Genomic DNA, 19,548 nt, shown 5'->3' on the forward strand with positions numbered 1-19,548 from the left:
AGCCCGCGATCAGCAAGCGGCGGCCCGGGAGCGTTCGCCCCCGGGCCGCCGTTGTCGTGCCGTGGTCGACTAGTGCATGTAGTCGGCGACGGTGAAGGTCGATCCGCTGGAGATGATCGACTGGTAGTACGGAATGGTCGTGCGGGCCGGCGCGCCCGGCTCACCGTTGCTGACCACGGTGACCGTGTACGTGCCGTTCGGCACCGGCGTGGCCGCGAAGACCGCGAACGACCCGGCGGTCGAGGCGCTGGTCGCGGCGTTGGACAGGGTGGCCACACCGCCGGCGACGCTGACGATGTACGTGCCGTAGGGCAGGCCGGGGCCCGTGATCATCCGGTTGACGTCCGACGCCGCGAACGGGGCGAGCGTCGAGGTCAGGTTGGTCGAGCCCAGCGTGATCGCGCCGTCGGTGACGGTGCGGGTGCTGGACAGCGAGATCGGCGTGGTGGCCGCGGTGAGCGCCGCGGTCGAGTTCTTCGACAGCGTCGCGACACCGGCCGCGCTCACGGCCGTGATCGTCGTGGTGTTGTCGGCGATCGCGGCGCCGCTGGCGCCGGCCGTGATCTTCGAGCCCACGTCGGCCTGGGTGAACGCGCAGGTCGTCACGGTGCCGCTCGACGGGCCGATGTATGCGGAGGCCACCGGCGTGGCCAGCGGCGCGGTGGCCACGGCCGACGGGTACGAGGCGCAGCTGGACAGCGTCCGGGTGACCGCGGTCGGCGCCGGGTTGAGGTTGCCGCCGAGGTACAGGTTGCACAGCAGCTCGGTGTCACCCACGACGAGCACGTCGATGCACTCGGTGGTCTGCCCGTTGGGCTTGACGGCCGTGGCGCTGAGCGTGGTGCCGGCGCTGTAGGTGCCCTTGACCAGGTACACGTGCGCGCTCTGGCTGTTGCCGTTGGTCGAGCTCGCCGTGTTGAAGGTCAGGTCCTGGAAGCCGACGCCGGTGATGTCAATGCCGGTCGGGGCCATCGACGAGTTCGGCGCCGTCTTCGGCGTGACCGTGATGCCGTTGGAGAAGGTGAACAGGCCGGTCATGGTGACGGTGCCGCCGGCGGTGGTGACGGCGATCGAGAACGGGCCGCCCGGCGTGTGCGGCGGGACGACCGCGGTGAAGTGCGACGAGTCGACCTGCGTCGGGTTGATCAGCGGCGTGCCGCCGACGGTGGCCGTGAACGAGCCGGTGGCCGGGAAGTTGGTGCCGGTGACGGTGATCGTCGAGCCGCCCTGCGCGGGGCCGGTCGCCGGCGACACCGACGCGATGGTCGGCACCTGGCCCACCGTGTACGGCCCGTAGCTCGCCGCGATCAGCGGGCTGCCGGCGGCGACGCTCGCGCCGCCGCCGTAGGCGCAGACGTTGAACGCCGTGGTCGAGCTCGGCAGGACGCTGCCGGTCGGCATCGTGATGGCGATCTTCGACGTCGACACGAACCGGACGTTGGCCGACGGAATCGTGACGTTGTTCGTACCCGCGACGGCGCCCCACGTGGCCGCGCACGTCGCGTTGTCGGCCACGGCCTCCAGCTTCACGTTCTGCACGCCGGAGGTGAAGATCGGCGCCGCGGCGGTCAGGGTGACCGTATTGCCGCCCGCGCTGGAGCCCGCGGTCGTGCTGAGGGCGGTGTTGCCCTGCAGGTTGAACGCGTTGCTCTGGTCCGTCTCGGCCTGCAGCGTCGTACCGGCCGCGTTGTAGACGCAGATCAGGTAGTTGGCGCTGAACACCAGCGGGTTCGCCGGCTGGGCGAGGCCCGCGGGCACGGTGACGTTCATCTTGTTGGCCGCCGGCACCTGCACGGCGGTCGCGGGAACGGCGACGACGCCACCGGTCATGGTGGTGGCGTTCGAGGCGGTGGGCGTGACCGCGCCGGGCGCCGTCGCGGCGCACTGCGTCACGGTGGCGGTGATCGCCTGGAACTGCACCTGGTGGGCGGCGGAGTTGTTCGCGGTGAACGGCGAGCTGGTCGACGAGAGCGCGACCGTGTAGCCGCCGCCGCTGGCGCCGCTGGCCGGGTTGGCCGTGACGTCGGCGTCGAGCTTGAACCCGGCGTCGATGCTACCGGCGGTGAGCAGCGTGGTGCCGTCGTAGGCACAGACCGACAGGGTGGCCGGAGCGGTGGCGGCGGCCGGCAGCGTCAGGGTCGCCGGGGCCGGCACCGTCAGCGTCGTGCCGGACCCGGGCGTCGTGACGGTCGTCTGCACGGCGCCGGTGACCGCGGAGCCGCTCCAGCCGAACCCGTTGGCGGTCGCCGGCGCGCCGGGGCAGGTGCCCGCGCTGTTGAACTGGACCGTGATGCTGGCCGCGCCGGCGGAGGTGAAGGTGCCGGCGGAGCTCTCGGTCAGCACGATGTTGTAGCCGCCGCCGCTCGGGCCGTGCGTGATGTTCAGCGTCGCCGCCGCGAACGCGGCCCCTGCCGTGGCCACCAGGCCGCCGGCCACGAGCGTCAGCACGGCGCCGGCGCGTATCGCCGTTCGCGTGCCGAGGCTTCTTGTCTTGACGTGCACTTGTGGTTTCCTCCAGTCGGGTACCACGGAATTGGGAGTGATCGATGGGTGCGGATCACCTGACACGGAGACACTCGGCGCCCATTTCGTCACTTAAAGTAGCAGTGCAATTACTGAAAGTTCCTCAAAATCGGCAACCCCGAGACAGCGAAACGCCCCGAGCGGAGATCCGCCCGGGGCGTTCGCGTGTGGACTGTCGCTAGTGGAGCGTCAGGTCACAGCCCGATGTTCTGAGCTGTCGACGGGGCGACGTGCGCCCACCAGGCCCAGCTGGTGTTGTCACCGGGCTTGGTCTGCCAACGGTGCCAGATCTGGCCGTCGCCGGCGCCGATGGCGAACACCTCGAGGGTGCCGTCGGCCCACTGCACCACGGTCGGGTCGCTGGCGATGAGGCCGCCGAGGCTGACCCAGTCCTGCCAGGTGCCGGGGTCGGTGGCCGTCGTCTGCACCGAGTAGTACAGGTTGCCGTCGGCGCCCCGGCCGAAGACCTGGACCGTGCCGCTCTGGTTCTTCTGGACCTCGATCTTCGAGATCCAGCGGCTGCCGGAGACGTGGGTCCACGGGCCGAAGCCGGTGTCGTTGGCGTTCTGCAGCCGGAACCAGACCGCGTGGTCGGCGGCACCGAGCACGAACACCTGCAGGCGGGCGGACGTGCCGCTGCCGTTCACGACGGCCACCGGCTCGCTGCCGATGAGGCCGCCGAGCGAGGTCCACTGGCCCCAGTTGCCGCTGGCGTCGCGGACGTTCGTGTACAGGTTGCCGTCGCCGCCGCGGGCGAACATCTGCGACTTGCCCTCACGGTTCGTCACCACGGGTCCGCTCATGCCGCCTCCGCTCGGCGCGGGCGAGCCCGAAGTGGTGATCGAGAGGGTGCCCGCCGTGCTGTACGCGGTCGCGCTGGCGTAGGCCACCACGCTGACGTTGTACTGCGTGCCCGGCAGCAGGCCGTTGATGGTGCAGGTCGTGGCCGGAGCCACGGCGGTGCAGCTCGGGTTGCCCGCGTCCGGCGTGGCGCCGGCCGCCGAGCCCGAGGCCTTCGGGGTCGCGGTCGCGATGTAGTACTGAACCGCCGCACCCGAGACGGCCGCGGCCGGCGTCCACGAGATGGTGGCCGCGTTCGCCGTGATGTCGCTCTGCGCCGGCGTGGTGATGGTCGGCGCGTCCGGCTTGGGCACGATCGCCGGGGTGACCGGCGAACCGGTCGCGGCGACCGCCGCCGAAGCCGTGCCGGTCGAGCTGATCGCCTCGACCGTGACGGTGTACGCGGTGCCGTTGGTGAGCCCGGTGATCTTGCAGGTCAGGCCCGTGGTCGTGCAGGCGAACTGGTCGCCGCCGCCCACCGCGTTCACCCGGTAGTTGGTGATCGTGCCGGTGGTCGGAGCGGTCCACGACGCGGTGAGCTCCGTGTCGCCGCCGGTGGCGGTGACGCCGGTCGGCGACGGCGCGGCCGACACCTTGAAGATGGAGTTCGAGGTCGCCACGTCGGACGTGAGGCCGTCCTTGGTGGCGTCCACCTTGAAGACGTACTCCTTACCCGCGACGGCGCCGCTGCCGCTGCAGGTCACGGAGTTCGAGGCGGCCGTCAGCGGCGTGGTGCAGTCGAGCACGGTGCCGGCCGGCGTGACGCCGTCCTCGTACGCCGTCACGGAGTACGTGGCGCCGGCGGTGGTGGACGGCGTCCAGGACACCGTCACCGCGCCCGCCGCGTTGGTGCTCGCGACCACGTTGGTCGGCGCGGCCGGCTTCACGCCGGGCGTCACCGTGCCGGAGGACGCGGTCGCGTTCGAGTTCGCCGAGGCGGCGGGGCCGTTGGCGACGACCTTGAACGAGTACGGCGTGCCGTCGGTCAGGCCCGTCACTGTGCAGGCGTAGACCGAGCCGCTCTCGCTGGTGCACGACTTGCCGGTGGAGTTGGTGCCCAGGTACGCCGTCGCGGTGAAGTTGGTGACGTTGGCGTTGGCGTTGGTGCCGGGCACCCACGAGACGTCGACCTCGCCGGTCTTGCCGTTCGGGACCGCGGTGACCGACGCCGGTGCGTTCAGCTTGGTCGGCACGGCCGTCTGCGTGGCCGGGGTCGCCGTCACGCCGTTCAGGTTGGACGTGTTCGTGAGGTTGCGGGCGACGGACGTGACCGTGTACGTCGCGCCGGCCACCAGGCCGGTGAGGTAGCAGGTCGCCGTGGTGGCGCCGCCGTCCGCGGTCGTGGCGGTGCACGTCTTGTCCGGCTGGCCGGTGGCCTTGGCCGTGGCGACGAAGCTGCCGACGTTGTCACCGCCGCCGGAGGCGGGGTCCGTGGTCTGGAAGTCCACCTGAATGGACAGTGGACCCGGCGTGAGCGTAACCGAATACTCCGCCAACGCGGCGGCGTTGGCCGGCTGGGCTACTGCCAGCGCGCCGGCCGTCGCCGCCAGCACGGCCGCCGAGCCGAGCAGGCCGCGTCTGGGCCCGGCCCGGCGGTCGCGCGAGTTGCATGCGTCGATCATTGCGAAACCCTCCGTTGCGAGGCGCCAGCAGTGGGTGCCGACGCGCCATCTCCTAGCAATGTATGGCGGTCGTGGACTTTTCGGAGCAAATTGGGTAATACGGCCATATGACATCTGTTGGACGGAGCCGGGCGAGCATGACGAAACGGCCCGGGAGCTGAGGCTCCCGGGCCGTGTCGTAGGTACATGTATGAGGGTTTTGGCAGGCGAGGGCACGTATCGCGATATATGCGGGGGAACCACGACGTGTGCCCTCGCCTGCCGGTTAGACCCGCCCGATCCCTGGGGAGGACGCCTGGCCGGAGGCGTTCGGAGCCGGCGGAGGCATGCCGGCAACCGTGTCCGGGCGGGTCTTTGTGCTGCGGGACTGCGTTGCACTGGCGGGGCGCGCCGGAGTCTCCGCTTGGAACAACGATCGTGTCAGAGGAAGGTTCCCCGATTCCCGCCCGCCCGGTGCCAACCGCCGCGTCCGGCGCTCGGCCGGCCCAGGTCGATGCGCCACTCGGGCATCGTCCGCAGGCTGTACAGGTCGTGGCGGGCCGTCCAGGCCTCGTTCCACGGCCGGCGCGAGGCCTCGGCCGCGTTCTCGGCGAGCCGGCGCGGCGCGCAGGGCCACTCGCGGCCGCACCAGAGGCACAGGCCCGCTTCGTCGGACTCGCTGTGCCGACTCAGGATCTGCGTGGCGTCCCGCCACAAGAGTCGATCGACGACGTCTGTTGGCTCGGACTGGTCAACACTGACCAACTTCCCTACCCCCAGTCTCCTTGAGGCTTCCTGAGCACCTCCGGACGAAACGTTAAACAGTCGGGGGGTTGGCCGGAGCGGACAACGAGTGCGACATGCTCCCGACCACACGAAAGAGGTCGGCGTGGCGTCCGCGCATAATGGCCCCCATGGAAAGCCCCCTCCTGCAGCGCATCCGCGCCTCCGTCATCGGTGACGACCAGGTCATGTGGGGGCCGTTCGGCGCTCGCCGGGTCACCTACGCCGACTACACCGCCTCGGGGCGCGCGCTGGACTTCATCGAGCGGTTCGTGCGGGACGAGGTGCTTCCGCGGTACGCCAACACGCACACGGAGTCGTCCGGCACCGGCCTGCAGACCACGCGCCTGCGCGAGGACGCCCGCCAGATCGTCAACGACGCCGTCGGCGGCGACGCGGACACGGTCGTGATCTTCACCGGGTCCGGCTCCACCGCGGCGATCGACAAGATGGTGCACATCCTCGGCCTGCGGGTGCCGGCCGCGCTGGAGGACCGCTACGACCTCTCGGCGCACATTCCGCCGGCCGACCGCCCGGTGGTGTTCATCGGCCCGTTCGAGCATCACTCCAACGAGTTGCCGTGGCGCGAGTCCATCGCGGACGTGGTCGTGATCCCCGAGGATCACAACGGCCACATCGACCTGGACCGGCTGCGCGCGGAGCTCGCGCGCCACGCGGACCGGCCGCTGAAGATCGGGTCGTTCTCGGCGGCCTCGAACGTGACCGGAATCGTCACCGACACGCACGCGATCTCGGCGCTGCTGCACGAGCACGGCGCGCTGTCGTTCTGGGACTTCGCGGCGGCCGCGCCGTACGTCGACATCGAGATGTACGACAAGGATGCGGTCTTCATCTCGCCGCACAAGTTCGTCGGCGGCCCGGGCACCCCCGGCGTCCTGGTCGTGCGCCGGGCGCTGCTGACCAACCGGGTGCCGACCGTTCCCGGCGGCGGCACGGTGGACTACGTCAACCCGACCGACCACCACTACATCGCCGACCCGGCGCACCGCGAGGAGGGCGGCACCCCGGCCATCGTCGAGTCGATCCGGGCCGGCCTGGTGTTCCAGCTCAAGCAGGCGGTCGGCACGGACACCATCCGGGCCCTTGAGGAGGGCTTCCTGCGCGAGGCGATCGCGTCGTGGAAGACCAACCCCAACATCGAGATCCTCGGCAACCTGGACGCTTCGCGCCTGTCGATCGTCTCGTTCGTCATCAAGAAGCCCGGCGGCCGGTACCTCCACCACAACTTCGTCGTCTCGCTGCTGAACGACCTGTTCGGCATCCAGTCGCGGGGCGGCTGTTCGTGCGCCGGCCCCTACGGCCACCGGCTGCTGGGCATCGACATCGAGCGCTCGCACCGCTTCGAGCAGGAGATCATCGCCGGCTGCGAGGGCATCAAGCCCGGCTGGGTCCGGGTGAGCTTCAACTACTTCATCTCTTCGACGGTCTTCAACTACATCGTCGAGGCCGTGCACCTGGTGGCGACCCACGGATGGGCGCTGCTGCCGCAGTATCGTTTCGACCCGTACACGGGCCTGTGGCGCCACCGCGACGGCGTCGTGGAGCCGCCGCTACGGTTGTCGGAGCTCTCGTACGACGCCGCCGGCGAGCTGACGTGGCCATCGCGCCACGAGCGCGCCCCCGAATCCGACTTGTCCGGATATTTACGGTATGCCCGTGAATTGTTCGATTCGTTGCCCACGGAGGGATTCGAGAGCGGCGTGGTCTCGGCCAACTTCGAGGCGCTGCGCTGGTTCGACCTGCCGGCGGTATCGCTGTTGGCATAACGCAGCGGGATGCACACGGCCCGTGCGGTTGTTGCGCTCGGCATGGACCCCGAAATCGACGCGCTTGACGCATACAGCCGGGTCGTCTCCACCGTGGCGGCGTCGCTACTGCCGAGCGTGGCCAGCCTGACCGTGCGCAGCCGCCGCGGCGAGGGCGCCGGCTCCGCCGTCGTGTTCACCGCCGACGGCTTCGTGCTGACCTCGGCCCACGTCGTGGCCCTCGCCGAGGGCGGCATCGCCGAGTTCACCAACGGCACCCAGACCCGCTTCGACGTGGTCGGCGCCGACCCCCTCTCCGACCTGGCCGTGCTGCGCATCCGCGAGCCCGGCGGCCCGCCCGCAACGTTGGGCAACGCCGACGAGCTGCGCATCGGCCAGCTGGTCGTCGCCGTGGGCAACCCGCTCGGCCTGGCCGGCTCGGTCACCGCCGGCGTGGTCAGCGCCCTGGGCCGCTCCCTCCCGGTCCGCGACGGCCGCCGCACCCGCCTGATCGACGACGTCATCCAGACCGACGCCGCGCTCAACCCGGGCAACTCGGGGGGCGCCCTGGCCGACTCCGCCGGCCGCGTGGTCGGCGTCAACACGGCCGTCGCCGGCATAGGCCTGGGCCTGGCCGTCCCCATCAACAGCACGACCCGCCTGATCATGTCCGAGCTCATGTCGACGGGCCGCGTCCGCCGCGCCTGGCTCGGCGTCGCAGGCGCCACGGTCCCGCTGCCGAAGCCGCTGGCCGAGCGCTTGGGCCAGTCGCGGGGCCTGCGCCTGGCCGAGGTGGTCCCCGGCAGCCCCGCGGGCCAGGCCGGCCTCTACGTCGGCGACGTGATCCTGACGGCGGGCGGCCGTCCCATCACGGGCGTACAGGACGTCCTGCGCCTGATGCTGGGCCCAGCGATCGGCACCCGCCTGCCGATCACGGTGCTGCGCAAGGACGCCTTGGTCGACGTGGTGGCGATCCCAGCCCCTCTCGACTGAGCCAACCCAACGCATCGAATCGACCACAAGGAGTGAAATCGCAAGATCCAGTTTTTTCGGGTCCTGTAGCGTAGGAGGGGATAGAACGGCCGCCGCTCTCCGGCGCGTCGCTCGTCACTGGATCGGACTCACGGGACGGCTCGTCGGCCGGCCACTCGGCGGTTTGCGGCAGCAGCTCGCCCGCGCGCGCGAAACACCCCGAGGCGCGGGGCGCGACTTCGCTGCCACTGGGCGGCTTCGCGGGCACGGGACCGGAACGGCTTCGCGGGCACTGAACGGCTCCGGGCAGGCCACGGCGCAGCGCAGCATCGCGAGCACGCGGCGCGGGATCGCGCGGGCTCGGCATCTGCGGGCGCGAGGCGGCGCGGGACTCGACGTCCGCCGGCGTGAGGCGGCTACCGGGACGGGCGCGGGGCGGCTTCCGGGCGGACATGGCGCGGCGCGCGCAGGCACGGCATTCGCGAGCGTGGGGCGACTTCAGGCCGGGCGGGCCACGGCGCCGCGGAGGCACGCGGTCCACGAGCGCGAGGCGGCCGACAACGCGACGGGCATCGCGGGCACGGTGCGACACGGGAAGCGGCACGGCGCCGACGTGGGGCGGGCGCGGCACGAGCCGGCGGGCGCGGCACGAGGCACGCCGGGCGCGGCACGAGGCACGCCGGGACGCACGGCAGGGGACGCGCGGGAACGGCGAGGGGCGCGGGCTAGCAATGCCCGGCCGCTCCGACCGGCGACCACGATCACCGACGGCGCGTCGAGCTGATCAACGACCGATGCCGAGCGGGCCGCCGAGAGAACAGGCTGCCCGCTCGGCACCAGAGCGCGCCGCTGCGGTTTTGAGGGGGTTCGGGTGGAGCGGAGCTCCCCCGGGCGAGCGAAGCGAGCTAGCAAACCAGCCAGCTAGCTCAGGCGTTCCAAGATCATTGCCATGCCCTGGCCGCCGCCGACGCACATTGTTTCGAGGGCGATTGACTTGTCGTGCCAGGTCAGGGAGTTGATCAGTGTGGTCGTGATGCGGGCGCCGGTCATGCCGAAAGGGTGGCCGACTGCGATTGCGCCGCCGTTGACGTTGAGCTTCTCCAGGGGGATTCCCAGCTTGCGGTACGACGGGATGACCTGGGCGGCGAAAGCCTCGTTGATCTCGACCAAGTCGACATCGTCGATGGTCATGCCGGCGCGCTGCAGGGCGCTGCGCGAAGCCTCCACCGGGCCGATGCCCATGATCTCCGGCGACATCGCCGTCACGCCGGTCGAGACGATGCGGGCCAGCGGTGTGATGCCGAGCTCCCGCGCGCGGGTGTCGCTCATGACGATCACGGCGGCGGCGCCGTCGTTGAGCGGGCAGCAGTTGCCGGCGGTCACCCGGCCGTCGGGGCGGAACACCGGCTTGAGGCCGGCCACGGCCTCGTACGTCACGCCGGGGCGCGGGCCGTCGTCCGCCGACACCGTCTCGCCGGTCGGCGTCGTGACCGGGGTGATCTCGCGGGCCCAGAAGCCGTTCTTGATCGCCTCCTCGGCCAGGTTCTGCGACCGCACTCCGAACTCGTCCATGTCCTGGCGGGTCACGCCCTCGATCTCGGCCAGGTTTTCGGCGGTCTGGCCCATGGCGATGTAGATGTCGGGCAGGTTGCCGTCCTCGCGCGGATCGTGCCAGGCCTCGGCGCCGCCCTCGGCCCGCTTGTTGGTGCGCGCGTAGGCGTCGGCGAAGGCCGGGTTCTGCCACGGGCCGCCGACGGCCGCCTGCGCGTCGGGCGGGAGGGCGTCGGAGTTGCCGCGGGCGTACCGCGAGACGCACTCCACGCCGGCCGAGATGAACACGTCGCCCTCGCCCGCCTTGATCGCGTGGAAGGCCATGCGGGTGGTCTGGAGGGAGGATGCGCAGTACCGCGTCGTGGTGGCGCCCGGCAGGTGGTCGAACCCGAGCAGGGTGCTCACCACCCGCGCCATGTTGAAGCCCTGCTCGCCGCCCGGGAGGCCGCAGCCCAGGTACAGGTCCTCGATCTCCCGCGGATCCAGGTGCGGCACCTTGTCCAGCGCGGCGCGGACGATGGTGGCGGCGAGGTCGTCGGGGCGGATGTCGCGCAGCGATCCCTTGACGGCACGGCCGATCGGGGACCGGGCGGTGGCAACGATGACAGCTTCCGGCATGCCACGATGCTACCTTCGGGTAACCCCCGCCGATGCGCGTCCGGCCGCCAGAATTGTCACAGCACCTGCACAAACATCACACGCCGGGGCGGAGGGCGGCGGCCTCCTCGACGGCGGGGAGCAGCGCGTGGGCCCAGACGCGGTAGCCGTCCGCGGACGGGTGGAAGCCGTCGTGGCACAGGGTGCCCGCATCCGCCCGGAACACCGCGCCGGTGCGCGCGCCCAGGTCGACGACCACCGCGCCGGCGGCGCCGGCCGCGCTCGCCTGCAGGCGGGCCATCCGGCGGCTGCGCAGGCCCAGCAGCTGCCGCAGCGGCGGGGCGAACGCGCGCAGGGCGCCGAAGTCGGGGCACGTGCCCACAACGACCGGGATCGCCGCGTCGCGCAGCCGGCGGCACGCAGCGCCGAGGTGCTCGGCGGCCTCGGCGGCCAGCCCGAGGTGGGTCACGTCGTTGGTGCCCACGAGCACGAGCGCCACGTCGGGCGCCGGGCCGACCAGGGCCCGGGCGACCTGCGTGGCGAGGTCGGACGAGCGAGAGCCGGCGACGGCGACGCTGGACAGCTCGACGCGCCGGCCCGCCGCCCCCTCGGCCAGCAGCGCCGCGAGCTGGCCGCCGACGGTGTCGGCCACCCGCTCGACGCCGACGCCGAGCGCGGTCGCGTCGCCGAGCAGGACCAGGCGCATCGGGGGTTTGCCGACGGCGCCGACGGACGAGCGCATCGCGAGGCGCATGTCCGGCTTGGCGTAGTTGCGGGTGCGGGCGGCGACCGCCTGCGCGGTGAGAACGGCCGCCCCGCCCACGGTGCCGGCGACCAGGGTCACCGTCGCGAGCTTGGCGAGTCGCTTGACGACGCTCAACGTCGTCACCTCCTCCGTTCCGGGTACATCAGGGGTATTTCCGGACGCATCACGAGCGTAACCGGCAAACCCCAAAGGTCATGCGGGCTCGGGTGTGCGGGCGGCCTGCTGCGGCAGGCGGTGCCAGACGCGGTGGCGCAGCTGGGCCCAGCGGCCCGCCGGCCCGCGCTCCCGGCCGGCGACCTGGGCCGCGCTGACCTCGGTGCCGGGGCGCTGCGCGGCCTCCATCGCGGCCTGCGGCAGCGAGCGCACGCCCTCGCCGGCGCTCAGCGGCACGCCCAGCGCCGGGGCCGGCACGGGCTCGGTGAGCGCCGCGATGACCGTCGGCAGCACCGCCCGGGCGGCGGCCAGGTAGCCGGCGCCGGACGGGTGGAACCGGTCGATGCTGAACATGCGGTCCGGCTCGGCGTAGAAGAGCTCGCCCAGCAGGTCGCCGAGGGACACCGTCCGGCCGCCGGCCTCGACGACCGCGATGGTCTGGGCCGTGGCCATCTGGCGGCTCCAGCGGCGGGCCAGCCAGCGCAGCGGGGGCTGGATCGGGCGGATCGTGCCCAGGTCGGGGCAGGTCCCGACGACGACCTCGACGCCGGCCCCGCGCAGGGTGCGCACGGCGTCGACGAGGTGGTGCACCGCGGTCGCCGTGCGCACACGGTGGGTGACGTCGTTGCCGCCGATGCAGATGACGGCGATGTCAGGGCGCTGGCGCAGGGCCACCTCCACCTGCGGCGGGAGGCCCTTCGACTCGGCGCCGACGACGGCCAGGCAGCGCATCCGGACCGGGCGGTGCTGGTGCTGGGCGAGGCCGGCCGCGACCGCGGCGGCGAAGGTCTCGCTGGGGCGTTCAGCGCCGTAGCCGGCGGCCGAGGAGTCGCCCAGGACCACCAGGCGGATCGGCTCGCCGTCGAAGTGGGCGCCGTAGACGCCGTCCGCGCGCGGTGGCGGGCTCACCACCTGTGGAATCGTCTTGCGGGCCAGCAGCGCCTGTCCAATCACCAGACCGTAGAAGATCACCCCGGCGCCCGCCACACCCCCGCCGCCGACCACCGCCGCCGTTGCTATCCGCCGCACCCGCTCCGACTGCACGTTCACCGCCCCGTACCTTCCTCCCCTTGCCCCGTGCGCAAGTCCCGAGGCTAATCCCCGCCTTCCAAGTATTCGCCGGGATTCGTCCTGTTCCCGATCGTCCTCATCCCGACCGATCGGGCCCGGCCCGGTGCAGGGTGATGCGGATCAGGACCCGCTGGTCCCGCAGCATCGCCGCCCGGTAGTCCTCCCAGTCGGGGTGGTCCCCACCGGTTGCCCGGCGGTAGTAGTCGACCAAACCTTCGACGCTGTCCGGCGGGGGCACGATGTCGGCCGAGCCCTCGACCTGAATCCAGCGGCCGTAGAAGCCGTCGGGCAGCACGCACAGGGCGGCCCACGGGTCGCGTTGCAGGTTGCGCACCTTGTACGCCGGCAGCCGGCTGCTGACCGCGACGCGCCCCTCGGCGTCGACCACGGCAAGTACCGGAGACATCTGCACCCCGCCGTCGGCCCGGCGGGTGGCCAGAACGGCCTGGTGTTGCTCGTTGATCACGGCCCGAGCCGCGTCGAGATCCATGTCGCCATTCTTACCGCGGCGCGGGGTGACGGGTAACGCTACATTCGAATACACGGAGAGAGGGCGGTCACCATGGCGGACAGGGCGCTGCGACGGCGGATGGCGTGGACGGCACTGCTGCGCGTGTTCCGGTCGGACACGCCCGGTGTCGGTAAGCGGCTGGCCGCGCTGCCAAGGATGATCAAGGCGACCCTCCGCCGCGAGTACGACGGCGGCTCCCGCCTGATGATGCTCGCCGCCGCGGGCGTCTACATCGTCTCCCCCATCGACGCCGTGCCCGAGGCCTTCCTGCTGGTCTTCGGCCTGGTCGACGACCTCGCCGTGGCCGGGTACTTCGCCGGCGCCCTCATGGACGAGCTCGAGCGGTTCCTGGAGTGGGAGCGGATGCGCGACAGCGTCGTCCACGGCCACGTGGTCAGCTAGTCGTGCTCGGGTAGTCCGGGGCCGCCCGATACGCTGGCGGTGTGCGCTACTACGACAACGTCGTCGAGTTGGTGGGCAACACGCCCCTCGTCCGGCTCCGCAACGTCACCTCCGGCATCTCCGCCACCGTCCTGGCCAAGGTCGAGTACCTCAACCCGGGCGGCAGCGTCAAGGACCGCATCGCGCTGAAGATGGTCGAGGAGGCCGAGAAGGCCGGGCTGCTGCGCGCGGGCGGCACGATCGTCGAGCCGACCTCCGGCAACACCGGCGTCGGGCTGGCGCTGGTGGCCCAGCTGCGCGGGTACCGCTGCGTCTTCGTGTGTCCCGACAAGGTCAGCGAGGACAAGCAGAACGTGCTGCGCGCCTACGGCGCGGAGGTGGTCGTCTGCCCGACCGCGGTCGCCCCGGAAGACCCCCGGTCGTACTACAACGTGTCGGACCGCCTGGCCCGGGAGATCCCCGGCGCCTGGAAGCCCGACCAGTACGCCAACCCGGCCAACCCGCGCTCGCACTACGAGACGACCGGGCCCGAGCTGTGGGAGCAGACCGAAGGCCGGATCACGCACTTCGTGGCGGGCGTCGGCACCGGCGGCACGATCTCGGGCGCCGGGCGGTACCTCAAGGAGGCGTCCGAGGGCCGCGTCCGCATCGTCGGCGCCGACCCGGAGGGCTCGGTGTACTCCGGCGGCACCGGCCGCCCGTACCTGGTCGAGGGCGTCGGCGAGGACTTCTGGCCGACCACGTACGACCGTGACATCTGCGACGAGATCGTGGAGGTCTCCGACAAGGACTCCTTCGACCTCACCCGCCGCCTGGCCCGCGAGGAGGGGCTGCTCGTCGGCGGCTCGTGCGGCATGGCCGTGGCCGCCGCGCTGAAGGTCGCCCGCGCGGCCGGCCCCGACGACGTCGTGGTGGTCCTGCTGCCCGACGGCGGCCGCGGGTACCTTTCCAAGATCTTCAACGACGACTGGATGGCCCGCTACGGCTTCCTGCGCACCGCCGACCAGACCCCGACCGTGGCCGACCTGCTCGTCGGCAAGGACGGCCGGGTGCCGGGCATGGTGCACGTCCACCCGAACGAGACGGTCCGCGACGCGATCGACTACATGCGCGAGTACGGCGTCTCCCAGCTGCCGGTCCTCAAGGCCGAGCCGCCGGTCGTCACCGGCGAGGTGGCGGGCTCGATCGCGGAGCGGGACCTGCTCGACGCGCTCTTCTCCGGCCACGCCCACCTGCACGACATGGTCGAGCGGCACATGACCTCGCCGCTGCCGATGATCGGCGGCGGCCAGCCGGTGCGGGAGGCGGTGGCGCTGCTGGAGAAGGCCGACGCCGCCGTGGTGCTCATCGACGGCAAGCCGGCCGGGGTCATCACGCGCCAGGACCTGCTGGCGCACCTGACCTAGTTGAAGGAGCCGCGGACCGCCCTGATGCGGTCCGCGGCATCCTGCTGCACAGCGGCCGGGGCGAAACGGCGCAGATCGGCCGCGACGACCCTGAGCTGGTCGGGCAGGGCCAGGTCGTTGTCGAGGCGCGGCACGGGCCGCGCCGGGCGCCCCTCGGCCTCGGCGCACCGGTCGGCCATCCACTGCACGAGGTCGTGCATCAGGTCGGCCCGGCTGGCCCCGGACAGGCTGGACGCCGCCCACCGGGGCGGCGTCCAGTGCGAGACCTGGCCGATCAGCTTGCGCACGGCGACGTCGAGCTGGTCGGAGTCGGTCATCAGCGTCGCAGGTAGCTCAGCAGGCGCAGGATCTCGTAGTACAGGAAGATCAGGCCGACCAGGATGCCGAAGGCGCAGTACCAGGCGTAGCGCTCCGGCAGGCCGTAGCGCTGGCCCTGCTCGATGGCGTCGAAGTCGAGGATGAAGGTGAGCGCCCCGACCGCGATGATCACGATGCTGAAGATGATCGGCACCCAGCCGACGTGGCCGTTGACGCTGTACTCCCGCAGGCCCAGGTTGAGGCCGAACAGGTAGAACAGCCAGTTGGCGAAGCTCAGCACCACGACGCCGATGAGCGCGCCGATGACGAACTTCGTGAACCGCGGCGTCGCCCGCAGCACCTTGAGCTTGTAGAGCGCGGCCATGACGGCGAAGATGCCGAAGGTCGCGACCACCGCCTGGACGACGATGCCGGAATACCAGCTCTCGAAGGCCCGGCTGTAGACGCCGAGGGCGACGCCCTGCAGCGCGGCGTAGGGGATGATGACGGCCGGGCTGGTGATCTGCCGGAACGAGATGACCAGGCCGAGGACGAGGCCGGCGATGCTGGCCATGAACGCGGCGAAGTAGGTGACCACGCTGGTGGCCGGCAGCAGCACCCAGGCGCCGGCGCCGAAGATGCCGGTGATGGCGAGCAGGGCGACGGTGCGGACGACGACGTCGTCCATGGTCATGGTGCGGGGCTGCACACCGGGATAGCCGGGCGCATACCCGGTCTCGTAACGCGAAGCCCGCGCCGCCTCACCAAGGCGGGTGAGCACCGGGTTGGAACTCTGCACGATCGGCCTCCAGGGGCTCTCATTCACGTGTAGCACCAGGGTACCGCGAACGAGCCCGAGGGAAACCGGCACCATACAGTGCAGCGTGACGGTCACGGACCGAAGCCGGTGCCCGGGGCGGGGTTCGAACCCGCACGCCTCGCGGCAGCCGCTTTTAAGGCGGCCGTGTCTGCCGTTCCACCACCCGGGCGTAGAAACGCGTCTCACGGTAGCCCGTATGACGAACCATCAACACCGACAAGGGGATGGCCGTTACTGTCATCCGGGTGACCAGCGCCCCGCAGACCGACGAGGCCGACACTGCGCCGGTTGAGCACCCAACACCGGCCGCTCCGCCGATGCGCTTTCGGCGTCCATGGATTAAGGACGCCGCCGCGGTCGTGCTCCTGGTGCTGGCCGCTGCCCTGGTCACGCGCGGTTTCTGGCCCGATCCGGCGACCCGCGCGCTCGGCTTGAACCAGAACGACCAGGCGCTCGACGAGTGGTTCCTCGCATACGCAACCCGAGCGTATCGCGGCGACTTCGGCTTCGTGACCGGTGCGCTGAACGCGCCCGACGGAGTGAACATCCTCGGCAACGCCTCGCTCATCGGCCTGGGGCTGCTGTTCGCCCCGCTGACCCTCGCCTTCGGGGCGCCGGTGACGTTCGCCGTCGCGACCGGGCTCAACCTCGCGGCCAACGGCGCCGGGTGGTACCTCCTCTTCTCCCGCACGGCCGGCCTGCACCGGCTCGCGGCGTTCGTCGGCGGCGCCTTCTGCGGCTTCGCCCCGGGGATGGTGAGCCAGTCCAACGGCCACCTGCACATGACCGCGGCGTGGCTGGTGCCGCCGATGGTCTGGTGCGTGGTGAAGCTCGCCCGCGGCGGCCCGGCGTGGCGGCCGGCGATCAGGCGCGGCGCGCTGCTGGGCGCGCTCGCCGCCGCGCAGTACTTCCTCGGCGAGGAGGTGCTGTTCCTGACGGCCATCGCGCTCGGGCTGTTCTGCCTGGCGTTCGCCGCGACCGCCCGCCCCGCGCCGCGGGCCGTGCTGCCGTCGCTCGGCGCGGGCCTGGGCGTCGCCGCCGCGGTCGCCCTGGCGCTGCTGGCGTATCCGCTGTGGGTGCAGTTCCGCGGGCCGCAGAGCGCGGCCGGCGGGGTGTTCGGCCCGGACTTCTACTCCGCCGACCTCAAGAGCTTCGCCGCCGTCTCGCCCCTGTCGCTGGCCGGCGGCGACGGCGCGGCGCGGCTGGCGAGCGGCCCGGCGGAGTACACCACCTTCTTCGGCGCCCCCGTGCTCATCGTGGTGCTGGGGGCGGCGGTGTGGATGTGGCGGCGCCCGGCCGTCGTGGCCGCCACCGTCGTGTCCGTCGTGCTGCTCGCGCTGTCGCTCGGCCCGCACATCGTGGTCGGGCGGCACCGGACCGCCCAGTGGGGGCCGTACGCGCTGCTCGACGGGCTGCCGGTGTTCGAGTGGGCGCTGCCGGCCCGTTTCGCGCTCGCCGCGATCCCGCTGCTCGCGTTCGTGCTGGCCCAGGTCGTGCACGCGGCGCTGACGCAGACCGAGACGCTCAAGCTGCTGGTGCCCGTCGCCGTGGTCGCCTCGCTCGTGCCGCTGGCCCCGATGCCGCTGCCGACGGTGCCGCGCGCGCCCGTGCCGGCGTTCTTCACGGAGGGGTACTGGCGCGGCTATGCCCCGCGCGACGGCACCATCGTGCCCGTGCCGCTGCCGGACTCGCAGGACCCGCAGGCGATGCGCTGGGCGGCGGCGACCGGGGTGGCGTTCGCCACGCCGCAGGGCTGGTTCATCGGGCCGTACGGCCGCGACGGGCGCGCCGCCGTGGGCATCTATCCCCGGCCGACCGCGCAGCTGCTGCACCGGGCGGCGGTGAACGACACGGCGCCCGCGCTCAGCGACAACGACCGCGTGGCGCTGCGCCGCGACATCGCCTACTGGCACGCCTCGGCGTTCGTGCTCGCCGACGGGCAGAAGGGCGCCGAGGCGCTCAAGAGCACCCTCGACGCCCTGCTCGGGCCCGGCGAACGCGTCGCCGGCGTGTGGGTCTGGCGCGCCCGCGTCTGAAGCGGCTCCCTAGGCGGCGCGCTTGCCCGCCGACGGCGGGCCGGACGGCCGCACCGGCAGCGGGATCGGCACCGCGACCTCGGTGAACGCCTCGCGCGGCTCGTGCAGCGAGCCGAGCGCGACGACCTCGCGGCGCAGCACCAGCTGCAGGGTCCAGTCGACGAGCACCCGGATCTTGCGGTTCAGGGTCGGGATGCGGCTCAGGTGGTACGTCCGGTGCATGAACCACGCCGGAAGCCCACGGACCTTGATGCCGTACACGCGCGCGGCGCCCTTGTAGAGCCCGAGCCCGGCCACCGAGCCGACGTGCTTGTGCCGGTAGTCGACGGGCTCCCGGCCGCGCACGACGGCGGCGATGTTGTCGGCCAGCTTGGCCGCCTGGCGCACGGCGTGCTGCGCGCTCGGCGAGCACAGCGCGCCCGGGTCGTCCGCGGTCAGGTCCGGCACCGCGGCGCAGTCGCCGGCGCTCCACGCGCCCTCGACGACGTTGCCCTCGGCGTCGACGACCTGCAGCGTCGGCCGGCAGGTGATGGCACCGCGCTGGTTGCGCGGCAGGTCGGTGTCCTCGAGCATCGGGTGCGGCTTCACGCCCGCCGTCCACACGATGGTGTCGGCCTCGAAGGCGTCGCCGTCGGAGAGCTTGACCAGGCCGTCGACGCACGACTCGAGCCGCGTGCCGAGGCGGATGTCGATGCCGCGGCGGGTGAGCTGCACCGCCGTGTAGGCGCCCATCTCGGCGCCGACCTCGGGCAGGATCCGGTTGGCCGCCTCGACGAGCATGAAGCGCACCTCGTCGCGCGGGATCTCCGGGTAGTAGCGCAGCGCGCCGCGGACCATGTCCTCCATCTCGGCGAGCGCCTCGACGCCGGCGTAGCCGCCGCCGACGAAGACGAAGGCCAGCGCGCGCCGGCGGGTGGCCGGGTCGACGGTGGTCGCCGCGACGTCGAGGCGGTCCAGCACGCTGTTGCGCAGGAAGACGGCCTCGCCGATGGTCTTGAAGCCGACCGCCTGCTCGCGCAGGCCGGGGATCGGCAGGGTGCGGGAGACGGAGCCCGGGGCCACGACGATGTGGTCGTACGGCACCTCGCGGGCCGGCCCGATGATGGGCTGGACGATCGCCACCTTGCGCGCGTGCTCGATGCTCGTCACCGTGCCGGACAGCACGTGGCAGCGCTTGAGCTCGCGGCGCAGCGGCACGACGGTGTGCCGCGGGGAGATGTTGCCGGCCGCCGACTCCGGCAGGAACGGCTGGTAGGTCATGTGGGGCTGGGGGTCGACCACGGTGACCTCAGCCTCGTGCAGGTTGAGTTTCTTGGACAGGCGCAGGGCGGCATACAGCCCGACGTGCCCGGCACCGACGATCAGGATTCGCTTTGCAGCCACGATTCAACGCTAGCCACGTGAGCACCCCGAAATCAGTCAGGCCAAGGACATGTAACCAGCGTTACCAGGG

General features: G+C 71.9%; 15 protein-coding genes and 1 tRNA gene. 5 read left to right on the forward strand and 11 right to left on the reverse strand.

Going from position 1 to position 19,548, the window contains the following annotated elements:
* Nucleotides 1–69: 69 nt before the first annotated feature.
* The 3 genes from ACQEVU_RS46420 to ACQEVU_RS46430 all read right to left on the reverse strand — a co-directional run bounded on the left by ACQEVU_RS46420 (nt 70) and on the right by ACQEVU_RS46430 (nt 5,681).
* Complete coding sequence (locus tag ACQEVU_RS46420) at nt 70–2,448, reverse strand: beta strand repeat-containing protein (RefSeq protein ID WP_433336122.1); 2,379 nt, start codon at nt 2,446–2,448, stop codon at nt 70–72.
* Between the two features lie 269 nt (nt 2,449–2,717).
* Nucleotides 2,718–4,985 carry a fibronectin type III domain-containing protein gene (locus tag ACQEVU_RS46425; RefSeq protein WP_433336124.1) on the reverse strand — a complete coding sequence of 756 codons (2,268 nt, stop codon included), beginning with the start codon at nt 4,983–4,985 and terminating at the stop codon, nt 2,718–2,720.
* A 420-nt stretch (nt 4,986–5,405) separates the two neighbouring features.
* Nucleotides 5,406–5,681, reverse strand: a complete 276-nt coding sequence (locus tag ACQEVU_RS46430; protein WP_433336126.1) for a hypothetical protein — start codon at nt 5,679–5,681, stop codon at nt 5,406–5,408.
* 197 nt (nt 5,682–5,878) lie between these two features.
* Here ACQEVU_RS46430 and ACQEVU_RS46435 point away from each other — a divergent pair, with 197 nt between their 5' ends.
* Nucleotides 5,879–7,534 (forward strand): aminotransferase class V-fold PLP-dependent enzyme, encoded by a 1,656-nt coding sequence (locus tag ACQEVU_RS46435; RefSeq protein ID WP_433336128.1) that lies wholly within the window; start codon nt 5,879–5,881, stop codon nt 7,532–7,534.
* 42 nt (nt 7,535–7,576) lie between these two features.
* On the forward strand, nt 7,577–8,506 hold the full coding sequence (locus ACQEVU_RS46440; protein ID WP_433336130.1) for a S1C family serine protease: 930 nt from the start codon (nt 7,577–7,579) through the stop codon (nt 8,504–8,506).
* 900 nt (nt 8,507–9,406) lie between these two features.
* On the opposite strand, the gene ACQEVU_RS46445 is transcribed toward ACQEVU_RS46440, so the two are convergent.
* From ACQEVU_RS46445 to ACQEVU_RS46460, 4 genes are all read right to left on the reverse strand, one after another.
* Complete coding sequence (locus ACQEVU_RS46445; protein ID WP_433336132.1) at nt 9,407–10,654, reverse strand: acetyl-CoA C-acetyltransferase; 1,248 nt, start codon at nt 10,652–10,654, stop codon at nt 9,407–9,409.
* A gap of 76 nt (nt 10,655–10,730) precedes the next feature.
* On the reverse strand, nt 10,731–11,522 hold the full coding sequence (locus ACQEVU_RS46450; RefSeq protein WP_433336134.1) for an SGNH/GDSL hydrolase family protein: 792 nt from the start codon (nt 11,520–11,522) through the stop codon (nt 10,731–10,733).
* A gap of 69 nt (nt 11,523–11,591) precedes the next feature.
* Nucleotides 11,592–12,602: an SGNH/GDSL hydrolase family protein gene (locus ACQEVU_RS46455; RefSeq protein WP_433336136.1), complete on the reverse strand. Its 1,011-nt coding sequence runs from the start codon at nt 12,600–12,602 to the stop codon at nt 11,592–11,594.
* A 97-nt stretch (nt 12,603–12,699) separates the two neighbouring features.
* Nucleotides 12,700–13,113 carry a PPOX class F420-dependent oxidoreductase gene (locus tag ACQEVU_RS46460; protein ID WP_433336138.1) on the reverse strand — a complete coding sequence of 138 codons (414 nt, stop codon included), beginning with the start codon at nt 13,111–13,113 and terminating at the stop codon, nt 12,700–12,702.
* Between the two features lie 72 nt (nt 13,114–13,185).
* Between ACQEVU_RS46460 and ACQEVU_RS46465 the strand changes: the two genes are divergently transcribed.
* Entirely contained in the window at nt 13,186–13,536 is a 351-nt protein-coding gene (locus tag ACQEVU_RS46465; RefSeq protein WP_433336140.1) for a YkvA family protein, read from the forward strand.
* 41 nt (nt 13,537–13,577) lie between these two features.
* The gene (locus tag ACQEVU_RS46470) at nt 13,578–14,942 is read left to right on the forward strand and encodes a cystathionine beta-synthase (protein ID WP_433336142.1); all 1,365 of its coding nucleotides are present in this window, start codon (nt 13,578–13,580) and stop codon (nt 14,940–14,942) included.
* Here ACQEVU_RS46470 and ACQEVU_RS46475 read toward each other — a convergent pair.
* The 3 genes from ACQEVU_RS46475 to ACQEVU_RS46485 form a co-directional block, all read right to left on the reverse strand.
* Nucleotides 14,939–15,259: a hypothetical protein gene (locus ACQEVU_RS46475; protein WP_433336144.1), complete on the reverse strand. Its 321-nt coding sequence runs from the start codon at nt 15,257–15,259 to the stop codon at nt 14,939–14,941. The two genes, ACQEVU_RS46470 and ACQEVU_RS46475, sit on opposite strands and share 4 nt — an antisense overlap.
* Nucleotides 15,259–16,038: a Bax inhibitor-1/YccA family protein gene (locus ACQEVU_RS46480; RefSeq protein ID WP_433336146.1), complete on the reverse strand. Its 780-nt coding sequence runs from the start codon at nt 16,036–16,038 to the stop codon at nt 15,259–15,261. Before ACQEVU_RS46480 ends, ACQEVU_RS46475 begins: the two co-directional genes overlap by 1 nt.
* Nucleotides 16,039–16,147: 109 nt before the next feature.
* Nucleotides 16,148–16,228 (reverse strand) — tRNA-Leu (locus ACQEVU_RS46485).
* A 190-nt stretch (nt 16,229–16,418) separates the two neighbouring features.
* Here ACQEVU_RS46485 and ACQEVU_RS46490 point away from each other — a divergent pair.
* A complete protein-coding gene (locus ACQEVU_RS46490; protein WP_433336148.1) occupies nt 16,419–18,095 on the forward strand; it encodes a hypothetical protein in 1,677 nt (558 codons plus the stop codon).
* Nucleotides 18,096–18,104: 9 nt separating this feature from the next.
* Here ACQEVU_RS46490 and ACQEVU_RS46495 read toward each other — a convergent pair whose 3' ends face one another.
* A complete protein-coding gene (locus tag ACQEVU_RS46495; RefSeq protein WP_433336150.1) occupies nt 18,105–19,478 on the reverse strand; it encodes an NAD(P)/FAD-dependent oxidoreductase in 1,374 nt (457 codons plus the stop codon).
* Nucleotides 19,479–19,548: the final 70 nt, after the last annotated feature.

It is taken from the genome of Dactylosporangium sp. CA-139066, from assembly GCF_050936175.1.
In the GTDB taxonomy this organism is placed as follows: domain Bacteria; phylum Actinomycetota; class Actinomycetes; order Mycobacteriales; family Micromonosporaceae; genus Dactylosporangium.

Excerpts from the sequence above, each read along its gene's own strand:
- ACQEVU_RS46425 (WP_433336124.1), bottom strand. The coding sequence starts at position 4,985 with ATGATCGACGCATGCAACTCGCGCGACCGCCGGGCCGGGCCCAGACGC.
- ACQEVU_RS46445 (WP_433336132.1), bottom strand. The coding sequence starts at position 10,654 with ATGCCGGAAGCTGTCATCGTTGCCACCGCCCGGTCCCCGATCGGCCGT.
- ACQEVU_RS46475 (WP_433336144.1), bottom strand. The coding sequence starts at position 15,259 with ATGACCGACTCCGACCAGCTCGACGTCGCCGTGCGCAAGCTGATCGGC.
- ACQEVU_RS46435 (WP_433336128.1), top strand. The coding sequence starts at position 5,879 with ATGGAAAGCCCCCTCCTGCAGCGCATCCGCGCCTCCGTCATCGGTGAC.
- ACQEVU_RS46460 (WP_433336138.1), bottom strand. The coding sequence starts at position 13,113 with ATGGATCTCGACGCGGCTCGGGCCGTGATCAACGAGCAACACCAGGCC.
- ACQEVU_RS46465 (WP_433336140.1), top strand. The coding sequence starts at position 13,186 with ATGGCGGACAGGGCGCTGCGACGGCGGATGGCGTGGACGGCACTGCTG.
- ACQEVU_RS46440 (WP_433336130.1), top strand. The coding sequence starts at position 7,577 with ATGGACCCCGAAATCGACGCGCTTGACGCATACAGCCGGGTCGTCTCC.